The 16,814-nt window shown below is 71.0% G+C and carries 18 protein-coding genes; 9 read left to right on the top strand and 9 right to left on the bottom strand.

Annotated features, from left to right (window positions below):
• Positions 1-49: 49 nt before the first annotated feature.
• Complete coding sequence (locus ACFYWX_RS28320) at positions 50-364, bottom strand: ArsR/SmtB family transcription factor (RefSeq protein WP_389426930.1); 315 nt, start codon at positions 362-364, stop codon at positions 50-52.
• Between the two features lie 64 nt (positions 365-428).
• On the opposite strand from ACFYWX_RS28320, the gene ACFYWX_RS28325 reads away from it, so the two are divergent.
• Positions 429-851, top strand: a complete 423-nt coding sequence (locus ACFYWX_RS28325) for an arsenate reductase ArsC (RefSeq protein ID WP_389426931.1) — start codon at positions 429-431, stop codon at positions 849-851.
• Between the two features lie 41 nt (positions 852-892).
• On the opposite strand, the gene ACFYWX_RS28330 is transcribed toward ACFYWX_RS28325, so the two are convergent.
• From ACFYWX_RS28330 to ACFYWX_RS28345, 4 genes are all read right to left on the bottom strand, one after another.
• A complete protein-coding gene (locus ACFYWX_RS28330; RefSeq protein ID WP_389426932.1) occupies positions 893-2,341 on the bottom strand; it encodes an ATP-binding protein in 1,449 nt (482 codons plus the stop codon).
• Complete coding sequence (locus ACFYWX_RS28335; RefSeq protein ID WP_389426933.1) at positions 2,342-3,163, bottom strand: response regulator transcription factor; 822 nt, start codon at positions 3,161-3,163, stop codon at positions 2,342-2,344.
• 133 nt (positions 3,164-3,296) lie between these two features.
• A complete protein-coding gene (locus tag ACFYWX_RS28340; protein ID WP_389426934.1) occupies positions 3,297-3,971 on the bottom strand; it encodes an FMN reductase in 675 nt (224 codons plus the stop codon).
• Positions 3,968-5,056 carry an LLM class flavin-dependent oxidoreductase gene (locus ACFYWX_RS28345; RefSeq protein WP_389426935.1) on the bottom strand — a complete coding sequence of 363 codons (1,089 nt, stop codon included), beginning with the start codon at positions 5,054-5,056 and terminating at the stop codon, positions 3,968-3,970. The genes ACFYWX_RS28340 and ACFYWX_RS28345 overlap by 4 nt, the downstream gene beginning before the upstream one ends.
• A 110-nt stretch (positions 5,057-5,166) precedes the next feature.
• Here ACFYWX_RS28345 and ACFYWX_RS28350 point away from each other — a divergent pair, with 110 nt between their 5' ends.
• Positions 5,167-6,591 (top strand): MFS transporter, encoded by a 1,425-nt coding sequence (locus tag ACFYWX_RS28350; protein ID WP_389426936.1) that lies wholly within the window; start codon positions 5,167-5,169, stop codon positions 6,589-6,591.
• 4 nt (positions 6,592-6,595) lie between these two features.
• Here ACFYWX_RS28350 and ACFYWX_RS28355 read toward each other — a convergent pair whose 3' ends face one another.
• Positions 6,596-7,486, bottom strand: a complete 891-nt coding sequence (locus ACFYWX_RS28355; protein WP_389426937.1) for an NADP-dependent oxidoreductase — start codon at positions 7,484-7,486, stop codon at positions 6,596-6,598.
• Positions 7,487-7,610: 124 nt separating this feature from the next.
• On the opposite strand from ACFYWX_RS28355, the gene ACFYWX_RS28360 reads away from it, so the two are divergent.
• Positions 7,611-8,018, top strand: coding sequence for a winged helix-turn-helix transcriptional regulator (locus ACFYWX_RS28360; RefSeq protein WP_389426938.1), 408 nt, complete (start codon positions 7,611-7,613; stop codon positions 8,016-8,018).
• Here ACFYWX_RS28360 and ACFYWX_RS28365 read toward each other — a convergent pair.
• Positions 8,015-8,488, bottom strand: a complete 474-nt coding sequence (locus tag ACFYWX_RS28365; RefSeq protein WP_389426939.1) for a MarR family winged helix-turn-helix transcriptional regulator — start codon at positions 8,486-8,488, stop codon at positions 8,015-8,017. The two genes, ACFYWX_RS28360 and ACFYWX_RS28365, sit on opposite strands and share 4 nt — an antisense overlap.
• A 229-nt stretch (positions 8,489-8,717) precedes the next feature.
• Between ACFYWX_RS28365 and ACFYWX_RS28370 the strand changes: the two genes are divergently transcribed.
• Entirely contained in the window at positions 8,718-9,053 is a 336-nt protein-coding gene (locus ACFYWX_RS28370; protein WP_389426979.1) for a YnfA family protein, read from the top strand.
• Between the two features lie 9 nt (positions 9,054-9,062).
• On the opposite strand, the gene ACFYWX_RS28375 is transcribed toward ACFYWX_RS28370, so the two are convergent.
• Positions 9,063-9,497: an ester cyclase gene (locus tag ACFYWX_RS28375; RefSeq protein ID WP_389426940.1), complete on the bottom strand. Its 435-nt coding sequence runs from the start codon at positions 9,495-9,497 to the stop codon at positions 9,063-9,065.
• A 226-nt stretch (positions 9,498-9,723) separates the two neighbouring features.
• On the opposite strand from ACFYWX_RS28375, the gene ACFYWX_RS28380 reads away from it, so the two are divergent.
• Together ACFYWX_RS28380 and ACFYWX_RS28385 are read left to right on the top strand one after the other, a co-directional pair.
• Positions 9,724-10,500, top strand: a complete 777-nt coding sequence (locus ACFYWX_RS28380) for an SDR family NAD(P)-dependent oxidoreductase (protein ID WP_389426941.1) — start codon at positions 9,724-9,726, stop codon at positions 10,498-10,500.
• 83 nt (positions 10,501-10,583) lie between these two features.
• Complete coding sequence (locus ACFYWX_RS28385; protein WP_389426942.1) at positions 10,584-11,852, top strand: GNAT family N-acetyltransferase; 1,269 nt, start codon at positions 10,584-10,586, stop codon at positions 11,850-11,852.
• A gap of 47 nt (positions 11,853-11,899) precedes the next feature.
• Here ACFYWX_RS28385 and ACFYWX_RS28390 read toward each other — a convergent pair whose 3' ends face one another.
• Positions 11,900-13,093: an RtcB family protein gene (locus ACFYWX_RS28390; RefSeq protein ID WP_389426943.1), complete on the bottom strand. Its 1,194-nt coding sequence runs from the start codon at positions 13,091-13,093 to the stop codon at positions 11,900-11,902.
• A gap of 206 nt (positions 13,094-13,299) precedes the next feature.
• On the opposite strand from ACFYWX_RS28390, the gene ACFYWX_RS28395 reads away from it, so the two are divergent.
• From ACFYWX_RS28395 to ACFYWX_RS28405, 3 genes are all read left to right on the top strand, one after another.
• Entirely contained in the window at positions 13,300-14,172 is an 873-nt protein-coding gene (locus ACFYWX_RS28395; RefSeq protein WP_389426944.1) for a DUF3558 domain-containing protein, read from the top strand.
• A 118-nt stretch (positions 14,173-14,290) separates the two neighbouring features.
• Complete coding sequence (locus ACFYWX_RS28400; RefSeq protein WP_389426945.1) at positions 14,291-15,202, top strand: DUF3558 domain-containing protein; 912 nt, start codon at positions 14,291-14,293, stop codon at positions 15,200-15,202.
• Positions 15,203-15,370: 168 nt separating this feature from the next.
• A complete protein-coding gene (locus tag ACFYWX_RS28405) occupies positions 15,371-16,798 on the top strand; it encodes a DUF2637 domain-containing protein (RefSeq protein ID WP_389426946.1) in 1,428 nt (475 codons plus the stop codon).
• Positions 16,799-16,814 lie beyond the last annotated feature (16 nt).

A 16,814-nucleotide genomic window follows, 5' to 3' on the forward strand; every position in this document is an offset into this window, starting at 1 on the left:
GGGGCCCAACAGGGCTCCTCGGGTCAGGGGCCCAACAGGGCTCCTCGGGTCAGGGGCAGGACCGCTTGACGTCGTTCTCGGCCGCGACGCGCGCGGTCTCCGCCAGGTCGGCGAACCGGCCCGCGAGGGAGGCGATGACGTCGGGCTTCAGCCGGTAGTAGGTGAACCGGCCGCAGGGTTCGGTCTCCACGACCCCCGCCTCGCGCAGCACCTTCAGATGGTTGGAGAGGTTGGTCTGCCTGGCCCCCGTCTCCTCGATCAGGTGCGTGGTGCAGAGCGTCTCCCGGGCCAAGAGGGTGACGATCCGCAGGCGGAGCGGGTCGGCCAGAACCCGCAACAGATCAGTGTCGACTGACGTCAGCATGGGCTGATACTCTCACATCACTCCTGGCTGATACCAGCCTGGGCTGATCACGAAGGAAGAACCGATGCCCTCCAGCCCGCTCGCCTCCGTGCTCTTCGTCTGCGTCCACAACGCCGGGCGATCCCAGATGGCCGCCGGGTTCCTCAGCCACCTCGCGGGCGACCGGATCGAGGTCCGCTCCGCCGGCTCCGTCCCGGGCGACCAGGTCAACCCCTCCGCGGTCGAGGCGATGAGGGAGGTCGGCGTCGACATCGCCGACGCCGAGCCGAAGATCCTGACGACCGAGGCCGTACAGGCGTCCGACTACGTCATCACCATGGGCTGCGGCGACGCCTGCCCGGTCTTCCCCGGCAAGAGGTACCTCGACTGGGCCCTGGAGGACCCGGCCGGCAAGGGCGTCGAGGCCGTCCGTCCCATCCGCGACGAGATCAAGGCCCGCATCGAGGCCCTGATCGCCGAGATCGACGCCGGGCAGGGGCACGCATAGCGACCGGCCCGGTCGAAGACCCTGCCGCCGCGGCCGCCCCGTCACACACCCCCGCCCCGCGCCCCCTCCTCGGGCTCCCCGCCCACCGTGAACCCGATCACCGTCCCGCCGCCTTCCCGCCGGAAGGCGAACGGCGCTCCCCCGTGCACGAGCGCCACCTCCCGCACGATGGACAGGCCGAGCCCGGAGCCCGGCAGGGAGCGCGCGTCGGCGGCCCGGTAGAAGCGGTCGAAGATCCGCATCAGGTCGGCCTCCCCGATGCCCGGCCCGCGGTCGAGCACCTCTACGCGGACCGCCCCTGGCCCGGAGACGGCGGCCCCGGTGACGACGATCTCGATGGGAAGACCGCCCTCCCGGTCGAACTTCGCCGCGTTCTCCACCAAATTCGACACCGCCCGCGTCAGCATCCCGGGCCGCCCGTCCGTCGTCGTGTCGCCGCTCGTGCTGAGCACGATCTCCCGCCCGGTACGACGGCGGGCGAGGCCCGCGACCTCCTCGGCGAGGTCGGCGAGGTCGACCCGCTGCGGCGGCTCCGTGTCGGACTGCCCGGCCGCGAGGTCGACGAGCTCGTTGACCAGGTCGGTCAGTTCGCGGGCCTCCTGCGTGAGGTCGACGACCAGGTCCTCACGGGTGGCCGGGGGCAGCTCGTCGATGCGCCGCAGCAGCGAGATGTTCGTCCGCAGCGAGGTCAGCGGCGTACGCAGCTCGTGCCCCGCGTCCTGCACCAGGCGACGCTGGTCCTCCTCCGACTGGGCGAGGCGGCCGAGCATGTGGTCGAAGGCACGGCCGAGACGGCCCACCTCGTCGTAGCCGGTCACCGGCACCTCGATGCCGAGCCTGCGGGTGCGGGCCACGTCCTCGGCGGCCGAGGTGAGGACGATCAGGCGCCGGGTGATGCGCCGCGCCAGCCACCAGCCGACCAGACCCGCCGCGACCACCACCGCGATCATCAGCACCAGCGTCCGCTGCTGGAGCGCCCGCAGCAGGTCCTCGGTGTCGCTGAACTCCTGCGCGACCTGCACCGCGCCCCGCCCCCCGCCGAGCGACACGGTCGCCACACGGTAGACGTCACTGCCGACGTCGACGTCCCTGTGCTCGGCCAGCCGCCCGGCGCTCGCTTCGGCCGCGATCCTCCGGTCGCCGGCGGTCACGGGCAGTCCCGGGCTGCCCGGGTCGACCACCCCGCCGTCGAAGCCCAGCACCTGTACGTCGGTGCGGGCCGGGCGGACGAGGTCGTGGCCCGGCGCGGAGGAGGAGAAGTCGTCGGGGGTCATCCGGTGCTGGCGCACCTCGTCCCGCAGGTCCTGCACGACCTCGTCGAAGACCGACTGCTGGTCCACGCGCACCAGCCGGGCGGCCGCACTGTAGGACAGGATGCCGACGAGGACGGTGACGGCGGCGGTGACGGCCGCGAAGGACACCGCGAAGGTGGTGCGCAGGGAGACCAGGCGGGCCCGCCGTCTCGCCGACAGCCGCCCGAGACGGCCCACTCAGTCCTCCCGCAGCACGTAACCCACGCCCCGCACGGTGTGGATCAGCTGCGGTGCGCCGGGCTGGTCGAGCTTGCGGCGCAGGTAGCCGACGTACACGGCGAGGTTCTTGGAGCCGGGGCCGAAGTCGTAGCCCCAGATGCGGTCGTAGATGGTGGAGTGGTCGAGGACGATGCCCGCGTTGCGGACCAGGAGCTCCAGGAGCTCGAACTCCGTGCGGGTCAGCTCCAGCTCGCGGCCGCCGCGCCAGGCCCGCCGCGCCTGCGGGTCCATGCGCAGCCCGGCGGCCTCGACCTGACGAGCGGACGGGAGGGGTCCCCTGGTGCGGGCCTCGGGGGTGATGACCTCGCCCACGGAACCGTTGAAGCCGTTGGAACCGTTGGCGCTGCTGGAGCCGACTGATCCGGCGGGGCCGATAGGACCGGCCGGGCCGACGGAACCGGACGGGTCGACGGGGCTCGTGCGGCGCAGGAGGGCGCGCAGGCGGGCGAAGACCTCCTCGACGTCGAACGGCTTGACCACGTAGTCGTCGGCGCCCGCGTCCAGGCCCGCGATGCGGTCCGCGGTCTCCACCAGTGCCGTGAGCATGAGGATCGGCGTGCGGTCGCCCTCGGCGCGCAGCACCCGGCAGACCTGCAGGCCGTCGATGCCGGGCATCATCACGTCGAGGACGAGCACGTCGGGCGGGGTCTTGTGGGCGTGCGCCAGCGCCTCGACGCCGTCGGCGACCGCGGTGACCCGGTAACCCTCCAGCGTCAGGGCCCGTTCCAGGGCGTGACGGATGGCGCGGTCGTCTTCGGCGAGGAGCACTGTCTGGGGCACGCCCCCAGTGTGCCCCGGCCCGCGGCGGTACGGCCGGGGTGAGCCGGGCTGCGACCGCCCTTTTTACCGGCCTCTCACCGTCCCGAAGCCAACCCCGGCCCGCCGCCTACCGTCCTCTCACCGTCGCCGCGGCTCACCCCGTGGGCCGCAGCGCGGCGAGTTGCTCGGCGAACGGCACGACCTCGAACGCGTCCTCGACGGCCCGCGCCGCCGACGGGCCGCCCCCGGCCGCCGAAGAACCGTGCCCGGCCGCCGTAGAACCGTCCCCGGCCGCCGCAGAGCCGCGCCCGGCCGTCGAGAGCCCCGCCATCAGCCCCGCCAGCTCCCCCGCCGCCCGCTCGATCCGCCCCCGCAGCCCCTCCGCGCCCCAGTCCTCCGAAGCGGCGTACACCGCGGTCGGTACGACGACGGCCCGCAGGTGGGCGAAGAGCGGGCGCAGGGCGTGCTCCAGGACGAGCGAGTGCCGGGCGCTGCCGCCGGTCGCCGCGATCAGCACCGGCTTACCGCTGAGCGCGTCCGGGTCGATCACGTCGAAGAACGACTTGAACAGCCCGCTGTACGACGCCGAGAACACGGGCGTGACCACGATCAGCCCGTCGGCCCCGGTCACCGCGTCGATCGCGGTGGCGAGGTTCCGCCCCGGGAACCCGTTGGTGAGGTTGTGCGCGATCTCCACGGCGAGGTCGCGCAACTCGACGACCCGCACCTCGGCCGGGGTCCGCTCGGTGGTCGCCGCGGCCAGCCGGTCGGCGAGCAGTCGCGTGGAGGACGGGACGCTCAGCCCCGCCGAGACGACGACGAGCTTCATGCGACGGTCTCCTTCCGCGCGGCGGTGAGCAGGGACTGGTGGGTCGGGGCCTCCGGCACGTCGGCCGGCCGCCCCTTGGCGAACTCCTCGCGCAGCACCGGCACGACCTCCTCGCCGAGCATGTCGAGTTGCTCCAGGACGGTCTTCAGCGGCAGCCCGGCGTGGTCCACCAGGAACAGCTGGCGCTGGTAGTCACCGGCGTACTCGCGGAAGGACAGCGTCTTCTCGATGACCTGCTGCGGGGAGCCGACGGTCAGCGGGGTCTGGTCGGTGAAGTCCTCCAGGGAGGGCCCGTGCCCGTAGACCGGCGCGACGTCGAAGTACGGCCGGAACTCGCGCACCGCGTCCTGGGAGTTCTTCCGCATGAACACCTGACCGCCGAGACCGACGATCGCCTGCTCGGCCGTGCCGTGCCCGTAGTGGGCGTACCGGGCCCGGTACAGCTCGACCATCCGCTTGGTGTGGTCGGCCGGCCAGAAGATGTTGTTGTGGAAGAAGCCGTCGCCGTAGTACGCGGCCTGCTCGGCGATCTCCGGGGAGCGGATGGAGCCGTGCCAGACGAACGGCGCGACCCCGTCCAGCGGCCGGGGCGTGGACGTGAAGCCCTGGAGCGGCGAACGGAACTTCCCCTCCCAGTCCACGACGTCCTCGCGCCACAGCCGGTGCAGCAGGGCGTAGTTCTCGATGGCGAGGTTGATGCCCTGCCGGATGTCCTGACCGAACCAGGGGTAGACCGGGCCGGTGTTGCCGCGGCCCATCATCAGGTCCACGCGCCCGTCGGCCAGGTGCTGGAGCATCGCGAAGTCCTCGGCGATCTTCACCGGGTCGTTGGTGGTGATGAGGGTCGTGGAGGTGGAGAGGATGAGCTTCTCCGTGCGCGCCGCGACGTAGCCGAGCATCGTCGTCGGGGACGACGGCACGAACGGCGGGTTGTGGTGCTCGCCGGTGGCGAAGACGTCGAGCCCGACCTCCTCGGCCTTCAGCGCGATGGCGACCATGGCCTTGATGCGCTCGCGCTCACTCGGCGTACGGCCCGTGGTGGGGTCCGGCGTGACGTCGCCGACGCTGAAGATCCCGAACTGCATGGTCGCTCAACCTCCAAAGTTGTTGACCGTTCAACTATACCGCTGAACGGTCGGCCTCACCCCCTTATTCCAGTTGCCCCGCCCAGCCCGCACCCTTCATATTTACCTGCGTGACACAGACACTGCATGACGCAAAAGAAAGACCGGCCCTCCGCGCCCGCACCCGCTGGGCGATCCTCGCCGTCGTCCTCGCCGCCGACGTCCTCGACCTCCTCGACGCCACGATCACCAACATCGCCGCCCCGACCATCACCGCCGACCTCGGCGGCGGCCCCGCCCTCGTCCAGTGGCTCGGCGCCGGATACGCCCTCGCGCTCGGCGTGCTGCTCGTGCCCGGCGGCCGGCTCGGCGACAAGTACGGGCGCCGCCGCCTGTTCCTGACCGGCCTCGCCGGGTTCGTCATCGCCTCCCTGGCCTGCGGACTCGCGCGAAACCCGGAGCAACTGGTCGCCGCCAGGCTCGCCCAGGGCGCCTTCGGGGCCCTCGTCATCCCGCAGGGCTTCGGCATCCTCGGCGCCACCTGGCCCCGCGACCAGATCGGCAAGGCCTTCAGCCTCTTCGGACCGGTCATGGGCCTGTCCGCCGTCGGCGGCCCGATCCTCGCCGGATTCCTCGTCGACGCCGACCTCGGCGGCCTCGGCTGGCGCCCCATGTTCCTGATCAACCTGTTCCTCGGCGGCGCCGCCCTGCTCGCCGCACTCCGGCTGCTCCCCCGCGACGCGGGCGACCCGGCCGTCTCCGTCGACGGACCTGGATCGGCGCTGCTGGCCGGCGCGCTGCTCGGCCTGCTCGGCGGCCTCATCGACGGCTCGGACCACGGCTGGACCGGCCGCCCCCTCGTCCTCCTGCTCCTGGGCCTCGCCCTGTTCGCCGGCTTCTGCCACCGCCAGCGCACCGCCACCCGGCCACTCATCCAACCGTCGCTGCTCCACAACCGCGGCTTCACCTCGGGCCTGCTCCTCGGCATCGTCGCCTTCGCCGCGACCGCCGGCCTCCTCTACGTCATCTCCCTCTTCTTCCAGCACGGCCTCGGCCGCTCACCGTCCGACACCGCGCTCGGCCTGATCCCCCTGTCGCTCGGGATCGTTGTCGCGTCCATCGCCTGCTACCGCCTCATCCACGCCTACGGCCGCCGGCTCGTCGTCGCCGGGCTGCTGATCGTCCTCGCGGGCTGCGGCTACCTGGCGCTCCTGGTCATCGACTCCGGAACGTCCCTGAACCATTGGGAGCTGGTCCCGCCCGTGCTCCTCATCGGCGTCGGTATGGGCACCTGTTTCGGCACGGTCTACGACGTCACGATCGGCGACATCGCCCCCGAGGAGGCGGGCAGCGCGAGCGGCTCGCTCAACGCGGTGCAGCAGGTCGCCAACGCGATCGGGGCAGCGGCCGTGACCACCGTGTACTTCCATGCGGCCGACGGCGACGAGGCCCACGCCATGACCGTGAGCCTCGTCGTGGTCGCCGCGGCCATCGCCGTATGCCTGCCCCTCGTACGACTCCTGCCGCGCAAGGCACCGCAGGAGCAGCACCACTGACGAGCTAGGGCACCAGCACCAGTCGCCCCCGCACCCCGCCCTCCCCCAGCCGGGCGTGCGCCTTCGCGGACTCCTCCAGGGCGTACGTCTCGGCCACCCGCAGCGTCAGGACACCCGCCTCGACCAGCCGGACCAGCTCGGCCAGGCGCGCCCCGTCGGCGCTCACCTCGACCGCGCCGGTCCGCACCCCGCGCTCGGAGGCCGGCTCCGCCTGCGGGATGACACCGGCGAAGGCACCGCCGTCCCGCACCCACGCCAGGGCCCGCTCCCCGATGACCGCCGCGTCCAGCACGGCGTCGACACTGCCCGGCTCCACGTCCCCGGCGGTGAAGTGGGCGGCACCCAACGACCGTACGAGCTCCTCGTCGCCCTCCCGGGCCAGCGCGGTCACCGGGATCCCGCGGTGCGCGGCGAGCTGGACGGCGAACCCGCCGACCGCGCCCGCCGCACCCGTCACCAGCAGCGACGCACCCGGCGCCAACTCCAGCAGATCCAGGGCCTGTACGGCGGTCAGGGCGTTCAGCGGAAGCGTCGCCGCGTGCACCGCGTCGACCGTCGTCGGCGCCTTGGCCACCGCGTCCGTGTCCACGACGACGTACGCGGCGTGCGTGCCCAGCGGCTTCACCATGCCGTAGTCCAGCGCCACCACCTCGTCGCCGACACTCCACGAGGTCGCCACCCCCGTCGCGTCCACGGTCCCGGCGACGTCCCAGCCCAGACCGATCCGCTTGCCCGCACCCCCGAAGACACCCTGCCGCACCCCCGCGTCCACCGGGTTCAGCGCGGCCGCCGCGACCTTGATCCGCACCTGCCGCGCACCCGGCTCCGGCACGTCGACATCCACGACCTCCACGGCCTCGGGACCGCCGAACGTCGTAACCACTGCTGCACGCATGACAACTCTCCCTGCTCACCGGCCACCCGAGGCGACCACCGCCCCGTTTCCACAACCCTAGGAAGAGCTACTATCTATAGGGAAGTAGGTACCTGAAGGTGCCTACCTCACCCGAAGGAGAGCCATGGCGACCACGACAGCGGCCCAGCGACGCGAGCAGGCACGCCTCGAGTACGACGCGTTCATCCGGGGCTGCCCCACCAACCAGCTCCTCGGCCGCCTCAGCGACAAGTGGGTCAGCCTCGTCGTCGCGGCCCTCTCCGGCGGCGGCCCGCTGCGCTACAGCGACCTTGGCCGCAAGATCGCCGGCGTCAGCCCCAAGATGCTCACGCAGACCCTGCGCACCCTCGAACGCGACGGCATCCTCGCCCGCACGGTCACCCCGTCCGTCCCGGTCCGCGTCGACTACGAACTCACGCCCCTGGGCCGCAGCCTCGCCCTCCTCCTCACCGCAGTGAAGGACTGGGCGGAGAACCACATCGACGAGGTCCACGCGGCACGGGAGCGCTACGACGAGGGGAACGACGTCTAGACGTTCCCGGCCCGCAGGCGGGCGACCTGGGCCGCGCTGAACTCCGTCGTACGCCTCATGTGGTTCACCAGCAGGGCGAGTTCGGAGTCGTCGAGGTCGTCGAAGAGCGCCACCCAGCCACCGCCCAGCCGGTCCCACACACGCCCGAACTCGACGATCTTCTCCGGCACCGTCGCCACCAGCACCCGCCGCCGGTCCTCCGCGTCCCGCTCCCGCACCACGTACCCGGCCTTCTCCAGCCGGTCCACCAGGCGCGTCGCCGACCCGGTCGTCAGACCCGTCAGCTCGGCGACCCGGCCCGTCGTCACCGGCTCGCGCTCCAGCGTCAGCAGGTTCAGGCACTGCAGGTCCGTGGGATGCAGGCCCAGATGGTCGGCGAGAGCCTGGTTGAAGAGGGCGTACGAGGCCATGTAGCGGCGCGAGACGGTGGACAGCTCGTCCAGCAGTCGCGACCGCGCGTTCCCGGACATGGCCTGCACCCCTTTGTTCGCGCCGTGCGGAGATCGTAGTCGGAAGTGGGAAGCGGACGGGTCAGAAGGAGTACGGGTCGCCCGTGTCCAGCACGCGTGGTACATGGACGACGCGTGGTACATGGACGACCGACCGGACGTACCTGATGTATCCCCCGCGGAACGCCCCGCAGGCGCCCTCCATCAGGTGACGTCGAGCCCCGCCGGAGTGCCGTGGCAGGCTGCACGCATGCTCGTCCTGCGCTCCGCCGCCCTCTTCGTCCTCGCCGCCCTCTTCGAGATCGGCGGCGCCTGGCTGGTCTGGCAGGGCGTGCGCGAACACCGCGGCCGGCTGTGGATGACGGGCGGAGTCCTCGCACTCGGCGCGTACGGCTTCGTCGCCACCTTCCAGCCGGACGCCCACTTCGGCCGCATCCTCGCCGCGTACGGCGGCATCTTCGTCGCCGGCTCGATCCTGTGGGGCGCGGTCGCCGACGGCTACCGCCCCGACCGCTGGGACATCACGGGCGCACTGATCTGCCTCGCGGGCATGGCGGTGATCATGTGGGCACCGCGAGGTGACTGAGCGGCGGGCTCACTTCAGCTCTTCGGGCAGCAGCCCCAGCTGCCCCAGGAACTCCATCTGGTCGAAGTACAGCCGGTAGCTGACGATCCGGCCGTCCTCCACCTTCGCGAAGTCGACCCCGCGGATCCTGATCTCCCTCTGGGTAGCGGGCAGCGACTCCCCCGACGGCAGCGGAATCGGCCCCGTGTTCCTGCCGTGGAAGAACCCCTCGTCGACCGCGGTGTCGCCGACCTCGTACGAATACACCGACTCGTAGCGGGCATCCGTGATCATCTCGGTCATCTGACGCCAGTAGTCGGCGATGTTCTCGCGCCCGTGCAGCTCCCCGCCGTCGGGGGTGACGGCGACCGCGTCCGGCGCGTACAGCTCGGCGATGAGCTTGGGGTCCGCCTTCGTGGTGAGCGCCTCGGTGAGCCGGTCCATGACCTCACGCGCATCACCCATGATCCACCTCCGTGTGTCAGGGGATCACCCACCTCATTTTCTCACGCGCGACAGCCCGTGTCCGGTCCGCGAAGCCGCCCCATGACCCGTCCCGCGAAGCCGCCCCATGGCCCGTCCCGTGACCCGTCCCACGCCCCGGACCCCGACCCGTACGAATGCCCCCGCCACCTATCCTGGGCGGCGCAGGCCGATCGCACGAACGCCCGAGCACCCGAGGAGCAGCCCCATGGCCACCGCCGCACCGTCCGCCGCCTCCCGCATCGCCGTCGTCACCGGTGCGAGCAGCGGAATCGGCGCCGCCACCGCCCGACAGCTCGCCACGGCCGGCTACCGCGTGGTCCTGACCGCGCGCCGCAAGGACCGCATCGAGCAGCTCGCCGAGGAGATCAACGCGGCAGGCGGCGCGGCGACGGCGTACCAGCTGGACGTCACCGACCGCGCGGCGGTCGACGAGTTCGCCACCGCCTTCAAGACGATCGGCGTACTCGTCAACAACGCGGGCGGCGCGCTGGGCGCCGACCCGGTCGCGACCGGCGACCCGGCCGACTGGCGCACGATGTACGAGACCAACGTCATCGGCACCCTGAACCTCACGCAGGCCCTCCTGCCCAAGCTGGTCGCGAGCGGCGACGGCACGATCGTCGTCGTCTCCTCCACCGCCGGCCACGGCACCTACGAGGGCGGCGGGGGCTACGTCGCCGCCAAGCACGGCACCCACGTCCTCGCCGAGACCCTGCGCCTGGAGATCGTCGGCCAGCCGGTCCGGGTCATCGAGATCGCCCCCGGCATGGTCAGGACCGACGAGTTCGCGCTCACGCGCTTCGGCGGCGACCAGGAGAAGGCGCAGAAGGTCTACGAGGGCGTCGCCGAGCCCCTCACCGCGGACGACGTGGCCGACACCATCACCTGGGCGGTGACCCGCCCCAGCCACGTCAACGTCGACCTGCTCGTCCTCCGCCCTCGCGCCCAGGCATCCAACACGAAGGTGCACAGGGAGCTGTGACACCGGATCAGCCGGATCCGCGACGCTGAGCAACGAACGCACCCCAGGTCACCGCGGTGAAGGACCGCCTAGGGTCGGGGAACGTGGACAGACACATACCCTTCGCGTCGTTGCACAACTTCCGTGACCTGGGCGGCTACCGGACCGCCGACGGCGGACACCGCGTCCGCCCGGGCCGCCTCTTCCGCTCGGACTCCCTCGGACAGCTGGGCCCCGGCACACCGGACTGGGACCGCTTCCTCTCCCTGGGCATCCGCACGGTGCTGGACCTGCGCCACCCCTGGGAGGCGGACCAGCGGGGCCGCGTCCCGGCGGACGATTCCTTCACGTACCACAACCTCAGCATCGAGCACCGCCCCTACAACCAGGCGGCCCAGACCCCCGACGTCGACCCGGGCCCCTACCTGGCCGAGCGCTACATGGAGGTCGCGGAGGACGGCACGAAGGAGATCCGCAGGGCACTGGAACTGGTGGCCCAGGCAGCGGAATCCGATGAGCCCCTGGTCTTCCACTGCGCCTCGGGCAAGGACCGCACAGGCCAGCTGGCGGCCCTGGTCCTAGGCCTCCTGGACATCCCGGAACCCGCGATCATCGAGGACTTCACCCTCACGGAACTGGCCACCCCGGCCCTGCTGGCGGACTGGCGCACCCGCAACGGGGGCCGCACCCCCACCTGGCCGGGCTTCGCTCGCGCCCCCGAGAGGGTGATGCGCCTGTACCTGGAGTCGTTCAGAGCCCGCTACGGCTCCCCCGAGGCGTACGTCTCCCAGACCCTGGGCCTGAACGCGAAGGCGCTCTCCGAGACCCTCCGCCGTCACCTCCTGGAACCGCGCCCCACCACATGGCCGGCGTTGACCTACCGCAGGGCCACGCCCGCCGACGCCCCCACCCTGGTCCGCCTCCGCGACACGGCAGCCCTCTGGCAACTGGCCCGGGGCATCACCCAGTGGCAGCCCGGCGAAAAGGACGAGGCGCACTTCCGCCAGGTCATGCGCGACGGCGAAGTCTGGCTGGCGTACGCCGGAAACCACGTGGCCGGCGCGTGGGAACTCTGGTGGACCGACCCCGCGGCCTGGGGCCCCCGCCCACCCGACGCGGGCTACATCCACCGCCTGATGACGGTCCCGCACACGGCCCCACCCGGCGCGGGCCGCATGCTGCTGGCAGAAGCGGAATCCCACATCACCACAAAAGCCCGCCCCTACGCCCGCCTCGACTGCCTCTCCTCCAACCCCCGCCTCCGCACGTACTACGAGTCCGCGGGCTACACGGTCGTCGGCGAACAACCCGCGAAGGACGGCGGCTCGGGGAGTCCGTACGCGGTGACACTGCTGGAGAAACGGCTGGGGTAACAGTGAGGGGCCCGGGCCTGATCGGCCCGGGCCCCTCGCAGGTACGTTCAGCCCTTCACGCAGACGACCTGCTTCAGCTTCGCCACGACCTCCACGAGGTCCCGCTGCTGGTCGATGACCTGCTCGATCGGCTTGTACGCGCCCGGGATCTCATCCACGACACCGGAGTCCTTGCGGCACTCCACGCCTCGCGTCTGCTCCTCCAGGTCCTTCGTCGAGAAGCGACGCTTGGCCGCGTTGCGGCTCATGCGCCGACCCGCGCCGTGCGACGCCGAGTTGAAGGCCTTCTCGTTGCCGAGTCCCTTCACGATGTACGAACCGGTGCCCATCGAGCCGGGGATGATCCCGTACTCGCCGGAACCGGCCCGGATCGCGCCCTTGCGGGTGACGAGCAGGTCCATGCCGTCATAGCGCTCCTCGGCCACGTAGTTGTGGTGTGCGCTGATCTCCGGCTCGAAGGTCGGCTTCGCCTTCTTGAACTCCTTGCGGATCACGTCCTTCAGGAGCGCCATCATGATCGACCGGTTGTACTTCGCGTACTCCTGCGCCCAGAACAGATCGTTGCGGTACGCCGCCATCTGCGGGGTGTCCGCGATGAAGACGGCGAGGTCGCGGTCGACCAGGTTCTGGTTCTGGGGCAGCTTCTGAGCCACGCCGATGTGGTGCTCGGCCAGCTCCTTGCCGATGTTCCGGGAACCGGAGTGGAGCATGAGCCACACAGAACCGGTCGAATCCGTGCACACTTCGACAAAATGGTTGCCGGATCCGAGCGAACCCATCTGCCTCGTTGCGCGCTCCTGCCGGAATTTGACCGCTTCGGCGATCCCGTCGAAGCGCCCCCAGAAGTCGTCCCACCCGTCGGCCGCGAACCCGTGCATGCGCCCGGGGTCCACGGCATCCTCATGCATGCCCCGCCCCACCGGAATGCTCTGCTCGATCTTCGACCGCAGCCGGGACAGATCCCCCGGCAGATCGTTCGCCGTGAGTGACGTCCGCACCGCCGACATCCCGCAGCCGATGTCCACCCCGACCGCCGCGGGGCACACGGCCCCCCGCATGGCGATGACGGAGCCGACGGTCGCGCCCTTGCCGTAGTGGACGTCGGGCATGACGGCCAGGCCCTTGATCCACGGGAGGGTGGCGACGTTGCGGAGTTGCTGGAGGGCGCCCTCCTCGACCGTCGCGGGATCGGTCCACATGCGTATCGGGACCTTCGCGCCAGGCATCTCGACGTACGACATATCGTCCTCATTCCCCCGGAAACAAAACAGAAGTCTCAAGTCGCAAAACCAGCGCCAAGGTCGATGAAAAGGGACAACGGACCGGCGTCCACAGCTCTGCGTGCGATACACATTGTCTCCAGTGGCAGCCCCCGCGCGGCAAGCGAATAACCAGCGGGGACACTGGCACAGACACGTGCGGACACACCGTCGAGAGGAGCCTGACCGTGCAGCGGAAGGCGTACGTATCCGGCGTCGCCGCGCTCCTCGCGGCGCTCCTCGCCGGCTGCACGGGCAGCTCGGACGACGGCGGCACGACGGACGACTCCAACCCCGGCGACGCCGGTACGGCGACGGCGGCGGCGCAGCCCGGCAAGTACACCTCGCTCCCCGAACCGTGCGGCGCGGTCCGCCGCGGCACCCTCGACGCGATGCTGCCCGGCATCAAGCAGGTCGCGGACCCCGACCAGCGGGAGAAGGCCTACGCGGGCGAGGCGACGTTGACGTACAACACGGACCGCAAGGTCGGCTGCAACTGGAAGGTGCAGGGCGCGCAGGCCACCGACCATCTGCTCGTCGACTTCGAGCGCGTGGTGTCGTACGACAACGCGGTCAGCGACGACAACCAGGCCGAGCAGCTCTTCGCGACGAAGGAGACCGCGGCGGACCTCCCGGAGCCGACCGCCTCCGAGTCCACCGGGACCGTCGGGGCCGCAGGGTCCACCGGCGGCGAGGACACGGCGGCGCCCTCCGCCGACCCCAGCGCCTCCCCGTCCTCCCCGTCCTCCTCGGCGTCCACGTCTCCCTCTTCCTCCTCGACCTCCTCGCCCTCCGCGTCCGACACCGCCACCCCGATCGACCTCCAGCCCCGGGTCCTCAGCGATCTCGGCGACGAGGCGTTCCTCGACGACGAGCTGAGCAGCTCCGGTTCGACGGCCAAGCAGCGCACGGTGACTGTGGCGTTCCGCACGTCGAATGTGATCGTGACGATCGAGTACATGGAGCAGCCGACGACGGTGGGCATCGTCCCGGACAGCGAGGAAATGCAGGACAGGGCGAGGAAACTGGCCTCCCAGCTGGCCGACTCGCTGGCGGGCTGACACCCCTTCAGTGCGTGCCCGGTGCCTGCCGCGAAGGTCACAAAGCGAGAACACACAGCTCCTTCACCGCGTACCGTGGCCCCTCGGACCCGATCCGACCGCAGGAACCACGAGCGTCATGAGTGAAGGAACCATGCAGCGACGAGCCCAGCGAGACCAGCGTGACCAGCGAGCGAAGCGAGCCAAGCGCCTGAACCGCGTCCTTGTCAGCGCGGCCGCCGTCCCCGTGATGCTGGTGGCCGCCGGCTGCTCCTCCGACTCCGATTCCGGCTCCGCCGATGCCGCCACGCAGGGCGCCGGCAGTGAGGTGAGCACGTCCGCGAGCGCGTCTCCGACCGTGCAGGCGGCCGCGTACCGGACGCTGCCCGAGTCGTGCAAGGTGCTGCCGAAGAAGACCCTGGAAGACCTGGTGCCCGAGGCGAAGTCGGGCAAGGAGGGCAAGTCGAGCGACGCGTCGACGCGGGGCAGCTGCTCCTGGAGCAGCCTCGCCAACAACGGTGTGAAGGGCTCCCAGTTCCGCTGGCTGAACGTGTCGCTGCTGCGCTTCGAGTCGGACCAGACGCGTGGCGCGGGTGACAAGCTGGCGAAGGAGTACTACGCGTCGCAGGTCAAGGACGCCCAGGCGGTGTCGGGCGCGAAGAACGCGAAGTCGGAGCCGGTCGCCGGTACGGGCGACGAGGCGACGCTGGTGCGCTACGACCTGAAGAAGAAGGAAGGCGGCTTCAAGCAGCAGACGGTGGTGACGCGCGTGGAGAACGTCGTCGTGACCGTCGACTACAACGGTGCGGGCCTGGCCGGCGACAAGGCGCCGAGCTCCGACGATCTGACGAAGGCGGCGGAGAAGGCGGCCAAGGAGGCGGTGGCGGCGGTTTCGTCGGCGAACGGCAAGGGCGGCTCGGGCTCGGGCTCCGGTTCGGGTGCGGGCACGGCGAGCCCGACGCCGTCGAAGTCGGCGTCCAAGGAGCCGTCGGCGACCCCGTCGAAGTCCGCGAGTGCCTCCCCGTCCAAGTCAGCGGCGAAGAAGAGCTGACTGTCACACCTGGCGGTCAACTCCCTGCTCGGAGCGGCCGTTTGACGGAGCCCGGCCCCTTCCTGGGGCCGGGCTCCGCCCGTACCGACCACGCGTCCGGCGCACACATGTGCCACCCTGTTGCGCGCAACAGCACGCAAGGGGAGGGGAGTACGGGTGGCCGCGCCAATGCAGCTGACTCGGACGCACCGCGTTCTCATCGGCGTGGTCGTGGCCGGCGCCGTGATCATCGCCGGCATCGGCTTCGCCGGTTCGTACGCGGCGGTCCGCGAGCTGGCCCTCAAGAAGGGCTTCGGGAACTTCAGCTACGTCTTCCCGATCGGCATCGACGCGGGTATCTGCGTGCTGCTGGCTCTGGACCTGCTCCTGACGTGGATCCGCATCCCCTTCCCGCTGCTGCGCCAGACGGCGTGGCTGCTGACGGCGGCGACGATCGCGTTCAACGGCGCTGCGGCCTGGCCGGACCCGCTGGGCGTCGGCATGCACGCGGTGATCCCGGTCCTGTTCGTCGTCTCTGTCGAGGCGGCCCGGCACGCCATCGGCCGTATCGCCGACATCACGGCCGACAAGCACATGGAGGGCGTCCGCCTCACCCGCTGGCTCCTCTCGCCGCTCCCCACGTTCCTCCTCTGGCGCCGCATGAAGCTCTGGGAGCTCCGCTCCTACGAACAGGTCATCAAGCTCGAGCAGGAACGCCTCGTCTACCAGGCCCGCCTCCGCTCCCGCTTCGGCCGAGCGTGGAGGAGGAAGGCCCCGGTGGAGTCCCTGATGCCGCTGAGGCTGGCGCGGTACGGCGTCCCGCTGGCGGAAACGGCCCCATCGGGCTTGGCGGCGGCGGGCATAGAGCCGGCACTGATCCCGTCGGCGCCGCAGCAGGAGCTGCCGCCGGCTCGCGCGGCCGACGGCTCCGCCCCATCAGCCGCCCCAGCTGCGGGCAGCCGTGCCGCTGGGGCGCCACCCGTCCCACGGAGAGCGGCACCTCCCGGCGAGCAGCGTCCACAGCTGGTCAGCAACCCCGACGCGCAGCAAGCCGCCTACCAACCCGGACCTGAGCCGGAGCCCGGACCTGAGCAGAGCCCATGGTTCAAGGCCCCCGCCCAGAGCGAGTACCAGGGCGGCTACGACCCCTCGTACGTGCCCGACGAGCAGTACGAGCAGTGGTACGAGGAGCAGCAGTACCCGGATCCCCAGCAGTTCCAGGACTCGCAGCAGTTCCAGGACCCCCAGCAGTTCCAGGACCCGCAGCAGTTCCTGGGCCGCCAGCAGTTCCTGGGCCCCCAGCGGTACGAGGAGCCCCCGGCCCCCCAGTCCCCCTCCCCGGAGGACACCGGCAGCTTCCCCATCCCGGTCACCCGTGGCCGCACCCGCGAGCTGGGCGAAGGTGGCGGTACCGCGCCGGTCGAGCCGGACGAGGAGTCGTACTACCAGGTCTTCAAGCAGTCGATCAGCGGCAGCGGCTACCCGACCCCACGTGAGTTCATCGACAACGTGGAGGCCGAGTTCGGTATCACCCTCCCCGCGGAGGATGCGAAGCGCATGGTCAGCCGCTTCACCAACCGCCACAACGCGCAGTTGGAAGAAGACCACATCGCGTAGAAAAGGGGCCCTCCTG

The organism is Streptomyces sp. NPDC002888 (assembly GCF_042888465.1).
GTDB lineage: Bacteria > Actinomycetota > Actinomycetes > Streptomycetales > Streptomycetaceae > Streptomyces.